Here is a 14,379-nt window from a genome sequence, read left to right on the forward strand (position 1 = left end):
ATAATTTTTAAAGTGCTAAGAAATATTTATATCCTAATCGAAATGGAGTGATGTCAAAATCAGTATGCCCGTCTAATGCAAGATCCGACATGATTTTACCTAAGAAAGGAGTGAATTTGGCAGCCCATCCTGTAGCATACACCACAATATTTTTATGGTTCGGTACATAAGGCGGTGCAAAATCAATCAGCAGTTCTTTATTAGGGATGGTACTTAAAGCGATGAGGCATGTTGAAGTATATTCCGGAACAATGCTGAGGCCGGTCATATGGTTTTTTATCCATTCGGAAGTGTAGGCCAGTTCCTGGGGGTTGGGAATTAATGTTCTGTCACTTGGTTCTTCCAAAGGTTTGATCACAAAATCCGGTGCTACACGGATGTATTCCGGGTGATCCCATTCCACGGAAGGGAAACCATAAAACTGATTACCATTGTCTCCCGTTGCGTTCTGAAATACAAACCAGGTTGGATATTGTATTGCCGGATCTGTCTTTTTAAAATAAGCAGAAGACATATTCCAGTAAGTGGCTTCTATTTTAAAATCAAGAAGATTGATCACACTGTTGATATAAGGTCCGGGAATGATGGCTAGCTTTTTAGCTATATAAATTCCATTCGGAGTGGTAAGCTCAAAAAGATCACCGTTTTGTTTAATCTCAAGTACTGGGGAATCTTCTCTGAGTTCTACGGTTTCTTCTTTCTGACAAAGGCTTAAAAGTGTTTCAATAGTTGCCTTGAAATTAATGCTTGCCCCATCGGGTTGAAACAGGCCGGTATAATTATCCGGCAGGTTTTTGAAATGATACTTTTCTTCAATTTCCTTTGACTTTAAAGTAGTATAAGGAACGCCTAAAGCCTGTAATGCTTTCTCTGCTTCAGCAATATTTCCTTCAGTGGAGTGTACTTCAGGATCTCCAAACCAGAGTGTGCCTACTTTGTCAAGCAATGGGGTATCTGTCTTTTTCTGTAATTCATTCCAATAGGGCTCTGCATCCAGAGCCATTTGTACCATATATTCATCCGGATACGGAATCCGGAACTGACGTGATACTCCTGCAGAGCTGCCCAGCTGATTCACAAAAGTATATTGTTCCAGTACTAAAGTTTTAGCCTGACGCTGGCCAAGATGATAAGCCGTAGCCAGACCTATAGCTCCTCCGCCAATGACGATTACGTCGTAGTTTTCTGTAATCATAGGTTATTTGTTTTATTTTTTATACTCGTAAGAAGAAATACAGAAAAGTAAAGACATCAATATGAAGGAATGTACCATCATTACTGATTTTAATACTCTGTACTTATTGCTACGATAGGTTAAGTATAGAGACGAATCTTCCGGTACATGTGAATATTCTGGTTTTCCATTGAATATTGTCACTATTAATAAGCATTTCAAAGTAACAAACAAGAGCATATATGTTCTTAGAGTGTAAATTACCAAATGTGGTATTGAGTAGAAATACGGAATGACAGAAAATCCATATCCGGAGGGTAGTTTCAACAATGAAGAAGAGCGAAAAGAATAAGTGGTTTCTGGATTTCCAACTCATTTTTGGGGGCTTATTATCCATTATTTCTATAAAATGAGCAGGAGAAGAACATTTTACTGAGCCTCAACTTTTTGCAATTGATCTAAAAAAAAAGATTTACATACATAAAACTGAATGTGTACAAGGCTTTTTAATAGTAAAAAAAAATAAATTCTGTGAGTTTAATCAAATATTCATTATTATAAGAAGACAAAAATTACTTTAACTTTGCCAATTGAATGATATATGCTTATTATGAAATTATTGAAAATAATGCTATATTGTTAAAGGCTAATATCTAATGGACTTACGTCATCAGGAAATTAATTTAACTGATAAACAAATATGAAAAATAAATTCTTAAATTTTAAATTGAGAAAACTTGTTCATTACTCATTGATCCTTTGTATTTTACTGATACAGGTCATTATTGCCATATTTTTCTACAATGAATTTGTCAACGGGAAGAAGCTGAAATTTATTAAAGATCAGCTTGAGGAAAGCCGTGCATTGGGAGGTTTGACTGATAATTCCAGGAAAGATTTCATGGATGCACAGGATCATCTTCAGAAATATATGGCTACTCAGGATAATAAAGATCTGCAGCTCTATTTCCAGTCGTTGAGAAAGCTTAAGACTAATTTTGATAAAATTGGCGAATACGAAAATACGAGTCCAAGATTGAAAAAAAATCTGGCTCTCCGTAGTCAGGATACCTTAAAGAATGCAAAACTGAAGACTTTAATAGATTCAGTGTACCAGACTTCTCTGAAGCCGCCAACAAAAATTGAAGATAATCAATACGAGCCCGCCAAGTATAAAAATGATTTTGAAGATTTCAAGATTCAAACCCGTACTTATGCTGATACTGTAAAAAAGAAAGGTTTTTTCGGACGTTTAAAAGATGCCGTAACAGGGAAAGTGGATGTTCAGAAGGAGAGTACTGTAATCACGATGACCAATAACAAAACCCTGGATCTTTCTCAGGTAAAAACCAAAATGGATAATACCATAAAATCTATGGACAAGCATTATGCAGCTGAGGTAAAAAAGGTTCAGCTACTTGCAGCCCTGAGTCAGAAGAATAATTTACAGTTTTACAGCAATTTCAGTAAGCTGCTGGTATATAGTAATAATTTAATAGAAGTATACGAAAATGCCATCAACGATTTTAAATCTGAACTGGAAAGAGAGTACAATGAACAGAGTTCCAATAATAACAAGATAAGGACTTACCTGGTATTAGGGCTGATGATTCTGATGTTTATTGTTTCTATTCTGATCATGTATTTTACAAGAATGGCATTTGTCTATGAACAAAAACTGGATGCTGCCAATAAAGAGATTAAAAAGAATCTTAATTTCAAAAACAGAATTCTGGGAATGCTCAGTCATGACTTGAGGTCACCTTTGAAAATCATCAATATTTTCATTGATAAAATCCACAGAACAACTGAAGATGAAACGATAAAGGATTACCTTAAATCCATCAAATTTACCAACAGTACTTTGCTTCTGCAGTCTAACCAGATTCTGGAATATACCAAAAACGAAAATGCTGAAAAAGAGCTTATACAGTCAGTTTTCAATCTTAAAGATGAAATCAGTTCCATTGTAAAGGTGATTACCCCATATCTGGAAACGAGAAACAACAGGTTTGTGGTTACAGACAGAATCCCTGAAAATCTGGTGGTATATTCAGATAATATCAGAATCAATCAGATTTTTATGAATATTCTGGGGAATGCCAATAAGTTTACAGAAAATGGGCAGATTGATCTTGTACTGGCTACAGAATCCCTTGGAGAAAATACAATTTGCCTTATCACAACGGTAGCAGATACCGGGGTAGGAATATCAGAATCAGATCTTGGTAAAATTTTTGATCCTTATTATCAGGGTATTGTTTCTGATGAAGTAGATAATCTGGGAGCAGGGCTTGGGCTGAACCTCGTAAAAGAAATTGTAGAGCTTTTTGATGGCAATATATCGGTAGAAAGCAAATTACATAAAGGAACTAAAGTGACATTCAGGATCAATTTAAATCGTAATAATAATGGAAACACGAATACAAAATAAAGAGATTATATTCCTTCTGGCAGACGATCACAGCATTGTACGCCAGGGAATGGAGATTGTTATCAGTGATATTGTTCCTAACGCTAAGGTATATCAGACCTCATCCTTACATCAGGTATTGGAACTGATAGAATCAAAAGGAATCGAGATGGCTGTCATTGATGCCCATTTCCCGGACGGCAACAGTCTTCATATTTTACCGCAGATGAAAAATGCAAATCCTGATCTTAAAATTTTGATTTTTACAGGACTTGAAGAAGAATTGCATGGCCTTAAATTTATTAAAGCAGGTGCTGACGGTTACCTGAGTAAACTGAGTGAAGAGGAGGAGGTAAGGGAAGCGATTGCCACCTTCATTGAGAAAGGGGAGTACTTCTCCGATCTTTTACGTAACCTATTGGTACAGTTTGTTTACAACCCGGATCTGATAAGTCCGCTCAACAGTTTAACCAAAAGAGAAATGCAGATTGCAGAGCTCTATGCGGAAGGATATGGAAATCTGGAAATTTCAAACAGCTTGAATATCAAACAGAATACAGTAAGCACAATCAAAAAAAATATCTTTGAAAAACTAAAGATTGAAAATATGGTTGAGCTTGTTGACCTTGTCAAAACCCACCATAAACTATAGTGTTTTTTAAAGGTGTTCTCCACTTCATATTGTCAGCGTATTATATTTCATCGATAAATATCTATAAGTCGATCGACATGTATCGATGGGGTTTGTAGAAGATTTTATGTGGAAATGTTGTTCCTTTGTAATGTGAAATTTAAGTAATGAAAAAGCAACTGAGAAATGCTTTTTAATTTCTGAAGTTTCATACACAAAACAACAAATGATGATAACTATACAAATAATAAACTATAGTTATAGAAACACAAATGATGAAAAATTAATAAACACTGATGAAATTAAAGAAGTGTATGAATAACCTTAAACGGACTTCTTAAAAAAGCCAAATGATCAGAAAAAAACACAAACACATATAGTGAGGTTCAGTTGATAGGTTACAGTACAAACACAAGAAGGAGGCATTAAGCCTCCTTTTGTGTTTTTTATCATTTGATAAACAAATGCTGGCATTTATCTCTTAGTTTTGTATCAAAAAGATGTCAGGAGAAAAAGACTTAGCGCTACTGATTCAGAATATGGAACCAGTACTGAATACCGGAGAATATGTATTCTGTACTGTTGAAACTTTAGGCGGAATACCGGATATAGAAAAGGTTCTGTTTTTTTTCCGGGAAAATGAAGCCATTACCATTGTGGTAGAAAAAACAATAGCAGATGAATGGAATATGGATTACAATTATATTTCTTCATGGATTACCCTGACGGTTCACTCTTCTCTGGAAGCCGTAGGACTTACTGCTGCTTTTGCCAATGCCTTGAAAAAGGAGAATATCAGTTGTAATGTGGTAGCTGCTTATTTTCACGATCATATTTTTGTAGCTGAAAAAGATGCTGAAAGAGCGATGAAAGCCCTTTTTTCCTTGAGATCAGCTCAGCAGTTTTAAAAATTGTTTTGAATTTTTTTCGCTCTTTGTTTTCACCTTTTAAAATGTCTATCTGAGCTGCTAAAATGTCCTGTTGATACAGCTTTTAAGTGTTCTGCGAATTTTTGTGTTTTATGTTTGCATCATAATCATACAAAAATAAACAACAATGAAAACAATTAGAAAAATCTCAGCCTTAAGCTTATTATGTTTAACTCTTTTTACTGTAGTAACAGTTTCCTGCACTGAGGAAAATGAGCCTCCCACGGCGCAGGAGGTACAAAACAGAAGTCATCAAACTGCCAAAACCCAATTCATAACCGTAAAAGGAAATGCCATAGCTTACCGTGTTTTAGGAAAAGAAGACGGGATTCCTTTGGTTCTCCTTCCGGGATTAGGGGGCTCTATGGATGATTGGGATCCTGCAGTAACCGATGGACTGGCTAAAAACTATAAAGTCATTATCTTTGATAATAAAGGTGTATCTTCCTCAAAAGGAACAACCCCTAATACTGTTCAGGCAATGGCCGATGATGCAGTAGATTTTATTAAAGCCTTACATCTGACCCAAGTGAATATCATGGGATTTTCTATGGGAGGGTTCATCGCGCAGAGAATAGTGCTCACCAATCCGTCACTGATCAATAAAGTGATTTTAACGGGTACAGGTCCTCATGGAGCAATAGGGTTATCTAATCTGCCTAATATTATTGCCGGAACAGCTGGCTTAAGTCCGGAGGCTTCATTCCTGAAATTTGGTTTTACAGAATCTGCTCAAAGTATTGCGGAGGGAAAAGCATCCTTTGCAAGGGTTCAGCTTCGTATGACGGATAGAGATCTTCCGCTAAGTGATGCCGCATCCGGTGCCCAGTTTACTGCGGTACTGAGCTGGGCTCAACCTAATGCTGATGCCCTTACAGAAATACAAAAAATCAAAAACCCGGTACTGATTGTGCATGGTGAAAATGATCTTCCCGTATCTGTTCAGAATGCAAAAAATATGGCTCAGCATTTAGACCATGCAGAACTGGTGATTTTCCCGGATTCAGGACATGCTTCTTTTTATCAGTATCACGATACATTTGTTGCGAAAGCTACAGAATTCCTCGGGAAATAAATTGAGTTCTTAAAAATTATAACGAAAAGACTCGCTGTTCATCAGCGAGCCTTTGTTTTTTTACTCATATCGGAACTTAGCTGAATTTCTTCACAGCTTCTTCGCTTACAGGAGTAAAAAAGTTAATCATATTTTCATCCGGATCACAGAACAGGAGAGATCTGTTTCCCCAGGGCATCGTTGTCGGTTCCTGAATAATTCTGGAAGCTATACTTTTAATCCTTTCATATTCTTCATCAACATTTTTAACCATAAACTCAATAATGGTTGACTTTGAACCTGCGAAATTTGTAAGACCTTCCGAAAACATTTGCATAGTCCGGGTACTTCCTATAGCGATTGTGATAGAACCCGTAGAGAGTTCTGCGAAATCTTCCGTATACCATGTGGCAGTTATACCCATGATCTGTTCATAAAATGCTACTGCTGCTTTAATGTCTTTGCTGATAATTCTTAATGAGGTAAGTTTCATAAGGATGCTTATTTGTTTAAACTAATTTTAAACAAAGATAATGGGTACATGTGACAACAGGCTGTCAGCAGAAATGATTGATTTTATTCTGAATGACTGTACTAATAAAAATTAGCAATATGAATTAAACGCTTAAAGTCTGTGATCTGTATTTTCCGTCCTTCAGATCTGATCAGTTTTTCCTGCTTAAAATCATTAATGATACGGGCTAAAGTTTCTCTCGCAGTTCCTACCATATTGGCGAGATCCACACGGGAAAGAGAAATGAATACTTCATCATCAGAGGCATCATTTGATTTATATTTATCATGAAGTATCAGTAAACTGAGGGCTGCTCTTTCACGGACTGTACGATGAGATAAAACCGCAATAAGATTGGCCATCACACTGAATTCATGACTCAATGATTTCAGTAGCAGTCCTGAAAGCACTGATGATTGGCTTAGAATATCCAGAAAACTGTCTTTTGAAATAAATGAGATGACAGAATTTTCCAGGGTTGAGGTCGTATCTCCGTAAGATTCATTGCTCAGAATAGCAGAATATCCGAAAAATTCGCCGGAACTGTATATGTAAATAATCTGCTCTCTTCCATCATTATCAACCTTGTATTTCTTTATTTTACCTTCGTTAAGGTAATAAACGCCATTTGGTTTTGTTCCGTCAGTAAATATCGGCTCATTTTTACGATAGTTCCTGGTTTTCATAGCTCCTGTAAGCAGGTTTTTATCATATTCAGGGAGTTCATCAAAAAGATACTGATTATTAAAAATAAATTTTGAGATCATAATTTTTCTATACAGGGTATGGGATGTACGCTCAGTTTTTTAACTTAAATCACATTTTAAACCGATCTAAATCACAAGATTTTTTTCCTGAACGAATTACTTTTACAAAAGTAATAAAATTGATTCTGAAATAAGAAACAGACCAATTTATTAAGGTCTGTAGATGTCTTTTAAGGGTAATCATTCATTACGGGAATAGGATTTTACGTTAAAGGGGAAAGAGTAGATCTATAAAGAACACTGGATAAATATTTAAGCGGACATGTTTTTCACAGTTTGACGCTGACATTTCTAATTATTTTTTTTTACTTATTTATTGTATCCAGCTGTTCCTTTTCCTGGAAGGTTAAGTTCTTACAGAAATTTACAATGTTCAGACACAGAGGAAAAAACAGAACCTATTTTCACAACCTTAAGCTTGCATCAGTACTTTCATTTGTTGCAGGAATAGTGAATATTGCCGGTGTTTTGTCTGTGAAAGTCCTTACGACGAATATAACCGGACATTTTGCTTTCTTTTCAGAGGAAATTTTACTCGATCATTATGGCAAAGCTTTCACTTATTTTATCTTCATTATCTGCTTTTTGGGAGGTGCATTTTCTTCCAGTTTCATGGTTGAGTTTTCATCCGGACATAAAATGTTCCGTCCCCATCTCATTCCTTTGATTACCGAAATTCTGATATTAGGTTTTGTGGGAATAGCAGGTGATGAAAGATTGGAAATCGCAATATCTCCTAACACAGTTGCAGGGCTTTTACTTTTTGCAATGGGTGTTCAGAACTCTCTGGTAACAAGAGTATCACAATCTGTGGTAAGAACGACTCACCTTACGGGATTATTTACTGATCTGGGAATAGAGCTTTCAAAACTCTTTTTTAAAGAAAGGGAAAATGAAAAGAAGCAGCTTAAAAAAAATATTACTCTGAAACTGGTGATTATTGCCTGTTTTTTTGCAGGAGGTATGATTGGTGGTTTAGTTTATAGCATAATTCAGCTCAAAACACTGCTTGTGACTGCAGGATTACTGTTTGGCGTAATAAGGTATGATAAGTTCCTTTACAGGTATTACGCTTTGAAAAGAAAATTCAGATAGAAATACAATAAAAAGGATATTCCGTTGTTGCGAATATCCTTTTTAAATTTATGGAGTAACAGGCTGGATCACAAAAGTTTCCGTATCTGTTGTATGGGCTGAAAAATACCCCAATGCTCCGTTGCTGATATTACTCGGAGGATTGGCTGGGGTAGCGCTTCCGCCATTACCGCCAGAAATCTGAAGTAATGCACTGTAATAAGTAAAGACATTGGTATCGATAGACTGCATTTCCACATGGATTTTGTCTCCTGGCACTACTTCATGGTCCCGGCCTTTGTTATCGTCATTGGGAAGAATGAGAGGCTGCTGGTTTGGTAGGCCGTTATTTACATTGTCTGAAAAAGTATTCATGTATTTTTTAGGCAGATCATTAATGGTAAAACTAAAAAGATAACGGTTTCCTAAAGGCATTGGGTCTGTAAAAAGCGGTAAAAGGGTATAGGTGGTCTTATCACCAAATTTAAAAGAACTTTGCTCCAGGCCGTCAAAATAGACCACCTCAGGCATTGTACTTTGGGCAGTATATTGTTTTCCTTCTGCCTGTATTTTCAATGTATACGTTCTGCCGGGTGTTCCTGCAAAAGTGGTGGTTTGATAGATACCGTTTCCTGTATAATGAAGTGTTTCAGTCTGGCCTGTATCATCGCTTAAAACCACCTGAGCTCCGGTGACTGCCGGATACTGATTGGGTTCGGAAAACCCGACTGATTTTGTGATTTTCACTGTATAAGGCCCTGACTGATTGGTTACATTCCCTTCAATGACGATATTTCCGCTTTGATCATTCAGATCAAGATCGATCTCCTTTTCACAAGAAGTTAATGCAAAGAGAGATAATATGATATAAAATGTATTTTTCATGATTTAGAATTTGAAATTATAAGTGATGTTAGGTACCCAACGGAATAAAGAGGTCTGCATTGCGCGTGTTGTTCCGGGACGATCAGGATTGTTTTCAAAGTTGATGGTATAAGCATTTTCTCTACCGTATAGGTTGTAAATACCAAAGGTCCATGAACCACGGAATCGTTTATTGGTACTTGGTTCATAAGTAGCACTCAAATCCATTCTGTGATAGGCCGGCATTCTGTCTGCATTTCTGTTGCTGTACTGGAATATGGTTTGGCCGTTGAGCTCATATTTTCCGGTAGGGAAGGTAACAGCATTTCCTGTACTGTAAACGAATAGCCCTGAAAAACTCCATTTCGGATTAAGCTGGTAGGTGGCAACAATGGATAAATCGTGGGTTTTATCCATTCTGGCATTATACCATTCATTATTATTGATGCCGTTGATCTTTCTTTCCGTTTTAGAAAGGGTATAGGAAATCCATCCTGTCAGTCTTCCACTTTTCTTTTTGGCAATAAGTTCCAGCCCATACGCTCTTCCTTTTCCGAACAGCAGCTCGCTTTCTACATCTGCTCCCGTATCAAAACCAATCTGAGCACCATTTTTGAAGTCGATCTGGTTTTTCATGTCTTTATAATAAACCTCAGCGTTCAATTCGTAATTATTGTTGTTGAAGTTTCTGCTGTACCCTAAGCTGATCTGATCTGCAATTTCCGGTTTTACCGTGTAACTGCTTCCTATCCACTGGTCGGTAGGGTTTCCACTGTTGCTGTTGCTCAAAAGGTGAAGATTCTGGGTGTTTCTGGAATAACCTCCTTTTACACTGCTTACTTCGTTGATACGGTAGTTGGCACTGATACGAGGTTCAATATTCACATAGGTTTTCCCGAATTTTCCTTTTTCTAAGAATTTATTGTCGGTGAGCACACCATTTTCATAGGTGTTGAATGTATCGCCTCCCAGTACACTGAACATGGAAAGTCTTGCTCCATAATTGATAGTTAACTTTTCCGTTGCTTTATAATCATCATTGATGTAAACAGCATTCTCCCATGAGTATCTCGGATTTCTAGCAAAACTGCTCACTGTGGTACCGGAAGCACTGCTTGGGGTAAGGGTATGATAAATAGACTGCAGACCGAAACGTACAGAATGCTTGTTTCCTGCAAACCAGGTAAAATCCTGTTTAAGATTCCAGTCACGGATTTTTGAATTTAAATCAAATACGGTATCGTCATTCTTCAGACTGATTTTATAATCATAATTGCTGTAGATGAATGATGTATTGGAGAATAATTTACTACTGATGATACTGTTCCATCTCAAAGTTGCTGTTGTATTTCCCCAGTCTGTATTGAAAGTATCTCCCAATCCCAGAACATCTCTTCCAAAATATCCGGAAAGGTAAATACGGTTGTTCTCGTTGATCTGATAATTGGCCTTCAGATTCAGATCGTAAAAGTATAATTTGTTGTCTTTGTAATCTTTATTGGTTTTAAGAAACAAATCGGCATACGTTCTTCTTCCTGAAACAATGAATGATGATTTTTCCTTTTGAATAGGACCTTCTACACTCAGTCTGCTGCTTATCAGACCAATTCCTCCATTTACATTATAGTCTTTGTTGTTTCCGTCCTTCATTTTAACATCCAATACAGAAGAAAGGCGGCCTCCGTATTGTGCGGGACTGTTTCCTTTAATGATGCTGGCATCTTTCAGGGCATCACTATTGAATGTACTGAAAAATCCAAGAAGGTGAGAGGCATTATAAACAGGTGCCTCATCCAGTAAGATCAGGTTTTGATCGGTAGCACCACCTCTTACACTGAACCCGCTGCTTCCTTCACCGTTACTTTTAATACCTGGTAAAAGCTGTATGGTTTTCATAACATCCTTTTCTCCGAATAGAACAGGAAGTTTTTCTATATTTTTAATGCTTAACGTTTCTGCTCCCATCTGAGCTGATGTTAAGTTTTTATCCTTTTTAATGCCGGTTATCACCACCTCATCAATGGCTTTTTCTACAGATTCTGATGGAAGCAGGGGAAGATCGAGTTTTATATTTTGATCCACGTTGATCTTCTGCTCAAAATCCTGATATCCCGGATAGGAAATAATCAGGGTATAATTTCCTTCAGGTAATGAAAGAGAATAAAACCCATATTCGTTGGCAACAACATTGATGGAGGGATCTTCACTTACTTTTACAGAGACTCCGATGAGCAATTCACCGTTTTTTTTGTCTTTCACGGTTCCACTTACAGAATACGTTTGTTGGGCCATTGCCAGTGTACTGAAACAGAGCGCAGCGGTGGCAGCGGTAATTTTTAGAAAGGATGTTTGCATTAGTTTATTTTAAAGTAGTAGATCTCTGGTCTATGAGTTAATATTTTAAAGATGTTCAATGAGTTGGATGAATAGGGGATTTGTTACATGTAATGTATTAATTATGAAATAAATCCGTTAGAAAATCAGATTTTTGAAAATGTAAAGAGCAATTAAAAAATAAGTATGTTGCATAAAAGATAATATTATGCATAGTATATTGAATTATCTCTTTGTTTTTCATTGATTATATTAAAAACTAAATTATTAACGGTTGTCTGGTGAATTTTATTACTAACAGGGTGTAATTACAGGTTATTGTTGTTTAAATCCCCGGGATTAATGCTTATGGCTTTAAAAACTGTTCTTATGGCTTTTGATCAAAATATTAACCTTATATTGGCAGGGAATTAAGCGGAAGAATATGGAAAATATGAAGACCTGGTCAAGAAAAAATGGCTCTACTGTAGTACTTACACTATTGTTTATTATCATTTTAGTAAATAAGGATGCAAAGGCATGGCTGATGAGGCAGGTTGCTTCTACAGGATTCCTTAATTCCAGTATATCAGAGTCAAAAGAAACGCAAAATGTTTCAGCTAAAGTTTCCTATGCCGGATTTATGCTGAAAAATGAGGAAGGAAAGATAATAGATTCTCCTGCATTACAGAATAAAGTGGTTTTTATTAATTTCTGGGCATCATGGTGTCCTCCGTGTCGTGCAGAATTTCCGTCTGTCCAGAAACTGTATGATCAATACAAAAATAATCCGGATATGGTATTTCTTACCGTAAATCTGGATGATAATGTTAGCCTGGGAAAATCGTATTTAAAAGAGAAGGGCTTTACGGTTCCTTTTCTTACACCAGCTGGAAATATTCCTGATGTATTGTATAGTGGATCTTTACCAACAACCGTTGTACTGGATAGAAAAGGAGAAATCCGTCTGCATCATAAAGGACTTGCTGATTACAGTAAAGATTCATTTTATAAACAGATTGATGAACTGTTGAACCAAAAGCCATAATTTGCAATCCAATGATGATTCCCTTTATCCTGCCTGCTCTTACAGAAATAGAAACTGAAATCCTGAAAGAAAAAAGCAGCGTGCAGAATTTTCCAAAGAATATAGTGTTTCCTTTCTCTGAAAGGTATAAAACTTTGGTTACTCAAATAAAAACAATGGAAATTTCTTCTGAGACTATTCTGTATAATTCAGTAGATGCAGTCAATGAAAATAAAGAAAGTAACTTACCAGATTACTGGTGTTTTGCCGCTAACGGACAAGGTGACCGATGGTTTATGGACAGAGATCATCAGATATTTTTCTATGATCATGATGATGAGAAACTGAAACCGATGCCTATTAATTTTGAAGAATGGCTGCAAATGGCGTTCATTATCCGTCAGCTGGATGACTGTTTGGATGAATACGACCATATCCCGGAACCGGTTCGGCAGGAGTTTGATAAAGCCCTGAATACTGTTCATCCTCAATTAAGCGAGGTGTATCCGTTTGTATTTTAATGCTTTTTTCTGTCAGCAATGAATTTAAAAATTAAATTTTCAAAATATAATCCGGAGGTTTTTTCTTACATTTATCTATATCAATTATTATATCCAAAGGTCTTATGAACATTCAACTTTTTTCAAAAAATGCTTTAGTAGGGGGAGCTACACAAGGTATAGGCGCCGGAATTGCCCTCGAACTGGCAAAATGTGGAGCTAATGTTACCGTTATGGCCCGCAATGAAGCCAAACTTAAAGATTTCGTTTCTTCACTGCCGGTCATCAATCCCGAACAGGAACATGGATATCTGGTAGCTGATTTTTCGGATTTTGAAAGTTATAAGAAAATTATAGCGGGATTTTTCAATGATCATTCGATAGATATTCTGGTTAATAATACCAATGGTCCTGAACCTGGTTTAGCACTGGATAAAAGTACAGATGATTATCAGAAAGCATTTGATCTTCTCTTTAAAACGGTTTGTGAAACAACATTGCTGGCTTTGCCTCATATGATCCAACAGAAAAAAGGGCGTATCATTAATGTTTCTTCTTTATCCGTAAAAGAACCCATCGGAAATCTGGCCCTGTCCAATTCTATCCGTTCCGCAGTAATCGCCTGGGCAAAAACGCTTTCCAATGAAATTGCACAACACAATATCACGGTAAATAATGTTCTAACCGGATATTTTGATACTGAAAGGATTCAAAAACTCGTTGCTCATGAAGCTCAGCAAAGTGGTACAGCAGCAGAGGAAATAAAAAAGGCTAGAGAAAATAAGATTCCGATGAAAAGATTCGGACAGCCTGAAGAATATGGTCATCTGGTGGCTTTCCTGGCTTCAGAATATTCAAATTATCTTACCGGAACAAGTATTCCTTTGGATGGAGGATTGAATAATACGTATTAAAATTTTACCATTTAAGAAATATAAATTCCTTTAAACAACAAAAGTTACAAAAGTTTTTGAATTTGTTTCTAAGCTTTCTATTTTGAGTGTTAAAGTACACTTAAGTTATTTGAAATCTTTGATTTACTCCTTATATCGACTTTTTGCAGCATTGTTTTTAAACTTAATTAAACTATACTAAGACTTTTGTGACTTGAGAATAAAA

General features: G+C 36.4%; 13 protein-coding genes. 8 read left to right on the top strand and 5 right to left on the bottom strand.

What is annotated here, in order from left to right:
• Window positions 1–7 precede the first annotated feature (7 nt).
• Window positions 8–1,195 (bottom strand): FAD-dependent oxidoreductase, encoded by a 1,188-nt coding sequence (locus J2786_RS02680; protein ID WP_047431746.1) that lies wholly within the window; start codon window positions 1,193–1,195, stop codon window positions 8–10.
• Between the two features lie 679 nt (window positions 1,196–1,874).
• Here J2786_RS02680 and J2786_RS02685 point away from each other — a divergent pair.
• From J2786_RS02685 to J2786_RS02700, 4 genes are all read left to right on the top strand, one after another.
• Window positions 1,875–3,608: a sensor histidine kinase gene (locus tag J2786_RS02685; protein WP_047431743.1), complete on the top strand. Its 1,734-nt coding sequence runs from the start codon at window positions 1,875–1,877 to the stop codon at window positions 3,606–3,608.
• On the top strand, window positions 3,586–4,239 hold the full coding sequence (locus J2786_RS02690; RefSeq protein WP_185097541.1) for a response regulator: 654 nt from the start codon (window positions 3,586–3,588) through the stop codon (window positions 4,237–4,239). Before J2786_RS02685 ends, J2786_RS02690 begins: the two co-directional genes overlap by 23 nt.
• A 479-nt stretch (window positions 4,240–4,718) precedes the next feature.
• Window positions 4,719–5,126 carry an ACT domain-containing protein gene (locus tag J2786_RS02695; protein ID WP_047431740.1) on the top strand — a complete coding sequence of 136 codons (408 nt, stop codon included), beginning with the start codon at window positions 4,719–4,721 and terminating at the stop codon, window positions 5,124–5,126.
• Between the two features lie 148 nt (window positions 5,127–5,274).
• On the top strand, window positions 5,275–6,222 hold the full coding sequence (locus tag J2786_RS02700; RefSeq protein WP_047431737.1) for an alpha/beta fold hydrolase: 948 nt from the start codon (window positions 5,275–5,277) through the stop codon (window positions 6,220–6,222).
• A gap of 76 nt (window positions 6,223–6,298) precedes the next feature.
• Here J2786_RS02700 and J2786_RS02705 read toward each other — a convergent pair whose 3' ends face one another.
• Together J2786_RS02705 and J2786_RS02710 are read right to left on the bottom strand one after the other, a co-directional pair.
• Window positions 6,299–6,694: a VOC family protein gene (locus J2786_RS02705; protein ID WP_047431734.1), complete on the bottom strand. Its 396-nt coding sequence runs from the start codon at window positions 6,692–6,694 to the stop codon at window positions 6,299–6,301.
• Between the two features lie 101 nt (window positions 6,695–6,795).
• Entirely contained in the window at window positions 6,796–7,482 is a 687-nt protein-coding gene (locus J2786_RS02710; RefSeq protein WP_047431731.1) for a Crp/Fnr family transcriptional regulator, read from the bottom strand.
• A gap of 369 nt (window positions 7,483–7,851) precedes the next feature.
• Between J2786_RS02710 and J2786_RS02715 the strand changes: the two genes are divergently transcribed.
• Window positions 7,852–8,577 carry a YoaK family protein gene (locus J2786_RS02715; protein WP_047431728.1) on the top strand — a complete coding sequence of 242 codons (726 nt, stop codon included), beginning with the start codon at window positions 7,852–7,854 and terminating at the stop codon, window positions 8,575–8,577.
• 48 nt (window positions 8,578–8,625) lie between these two features.
• Here the strand turns inward: J2786_RS02715 and J2786_RS02720 are convergent, their stop codons facing one another.
• Window positions 8,626–9,441 carry a DUF4249 domain-containing protein gene (locus J2786_RS02720; RefSeq protein ID WP_047431725.1) on the bottom strand — a complete coding sequence of 272 codons (816 nt, stop codon included), beginning with the start codon at window positions 9,439–9,441 and terminating at the stop codon, window positions 8,626–8,628.
• Window positions 9,442–9,444: 3 nt separating this feature from the next.
• On the bottom strand, window positions 9,445–11,775 hold the full coding sequence (locus J2786_RS02725) for a TonB-dependent receptor (protein ID WP_047431722.1): 2,331 nt from the start codon (window positions 11,773–11,775) through the stop codon (window positions 9,445–9,447).
• Window positions 11,776–12,187: 412 nt separating this feature from the next.
• Between J2786_RS02725 and J2786_RS02730 the strand changes: the two genes are divergently transcribed.
• The 3 genes from J2786_RS02730 to J2786_RS02740 all read left to right on the top strand — a co-directional run bounded on the left by J2786_RS02730 (window position 12,188) and on the right by J2786_RS02740 (window position 14,174).
• On the top strand, window positions 12,188–12,781 hold the full coding sequence (locus J2786_RS02730) for a TlpA family protein disulfide reductase (protein WP_310023879.1): 594 nt from the start codon (window positions 12,188–12,190) through the stop codon (window positions 12,779–12,781).
• A gap of 11 nt (window positions 12,782–12,792) precedes the next feature.
• Entirely contained in the window at window positions 12,793–13,281 is a 489-nt protein-coding gene (locus tag J2786_RS02735; protein ID WP_052186987.1) for an SMI1/KNR4 family protein, read from the top strand.
• 104 nt (window positions 13,282–13,385) lie between these two features.
• Window positions 13,386–14,174, top strand: a complete 789-nt coding sequence (locus tag J2786_RS02740) for an SDR family oxidoreductase (protein ID WP_047431718.1) — start codon at window positions 13,386–13,388, stop codon at window positions 14,172–14,174.
• Window positions 14,175–14,379: the final 205 nt, after the last annotated feature.

The sequence above is a fragment of the Chryseobacterium vietnamense genome (assembly GCF_031454475.1).
Lineage (GTDB): Bacteria > Bacteroidota > Bacteroidia > Flavobacteriales > Weeksellaceae > Chryseobacterium > Chryseobacterium vietnamense.

What these genes read in the sequence shown, in the direction of transcription:
- J2786_RS02680 (WP_047431746.1), bottom strand. Translation starts at nt 1,195, where the DNA reads ATGATTACAGAAAACTACGACGTAATCGTCATTGGCGGAGGAGCTATA.
- J2786_RS02685 (WP_047431743.1), top strand. Translation starts at nt 1,875, where the DNA reads ATGAAAAATAAATTCTTAAATTTTAAATTGAGAAAACTTGTTCATTAC.
- J2786_RS02690 (WP_185097541.1), top strand. Translation starts at nt 3,586, where the DNA reads ATGGAAACACGAATACAAAATAAAGAGATTATATTCCTTCTGGCAGAC.
- J2786_RS02695 (WP_047431740.1), top strand. Translation starts at nt 4,719, where the DNA reads ATGTCAGGAGAAAAAGACTTAGCGCTACTGATTCAGAATATGGAACCA.
- J2786_RS02700 (WP_047431737.1), top strand. Translation starts at nt 5,275, where the DNA reads ATGAAAACAATTAGAAAAATCTCAGCCTTAAGCTTATTATGTTTAACT.
- J2786_RS02705 (WP_047431734.1), bottom strand. Translation starts at nt 6,694, where the DNA reads ATGAAACTTACCTCATTAAGAATTATCAGCAAAGACATTAAAGCAGCA.
- J2786_RS02710 (WP_047431731.1), bottom strand. Translation starts at nt 7,482, where the DNA reads ATGATCTCAAAATTTATTTTTAATAATCAGTATCTTTTTGATGAACTC.
- J2786_RS02715 (WP_047431728.1), top strand. Translation starts at nt 7,852, where the DNA reads ATGTTCAGACACAGAGGAAAAAACAGAACCTATTTTCACAACCTTAAG.
- J2786_RS02720 (WP_047431725.1), bottom strand. Translation starts at nt 9,441, where the DNA reads ATGAAAAATACATTTTATATCATATTATCTCTCTTTGCATTAACTTCT.
- J2786_RS02725 (WP_047431722.1), bottom strand. Translation starts at nt 11,775, where the DNA reads ATGCAAACATCCTTTCTAAAAATTACCGCTGCCACCGCTGCGCTCTGT.
- J2786_RS02730 (WP_310023879.1), top strand. Translation starts at nt 12,188, where the DNA reads ATGAAGACCTGGTCAAGAAAAAATGGCTCTACTGTAGTACTTACACTA.
- J2786_RS02735 (WP_052186987.1), top strand. Translation starts at nt 12,793, where the DNA reads ATGATGATTCCCTTTATCCTGCCTGCTCTTACAGAAATAGAAACTGAA.
- J2786_RS02740 (WP_047431718.1), top strand. Translation starts at nt 13,386, where the DNA reads ATGAACATTCAACTTTTTTCAAAAAATGCTTTAGTAGGGGGAGCTACA.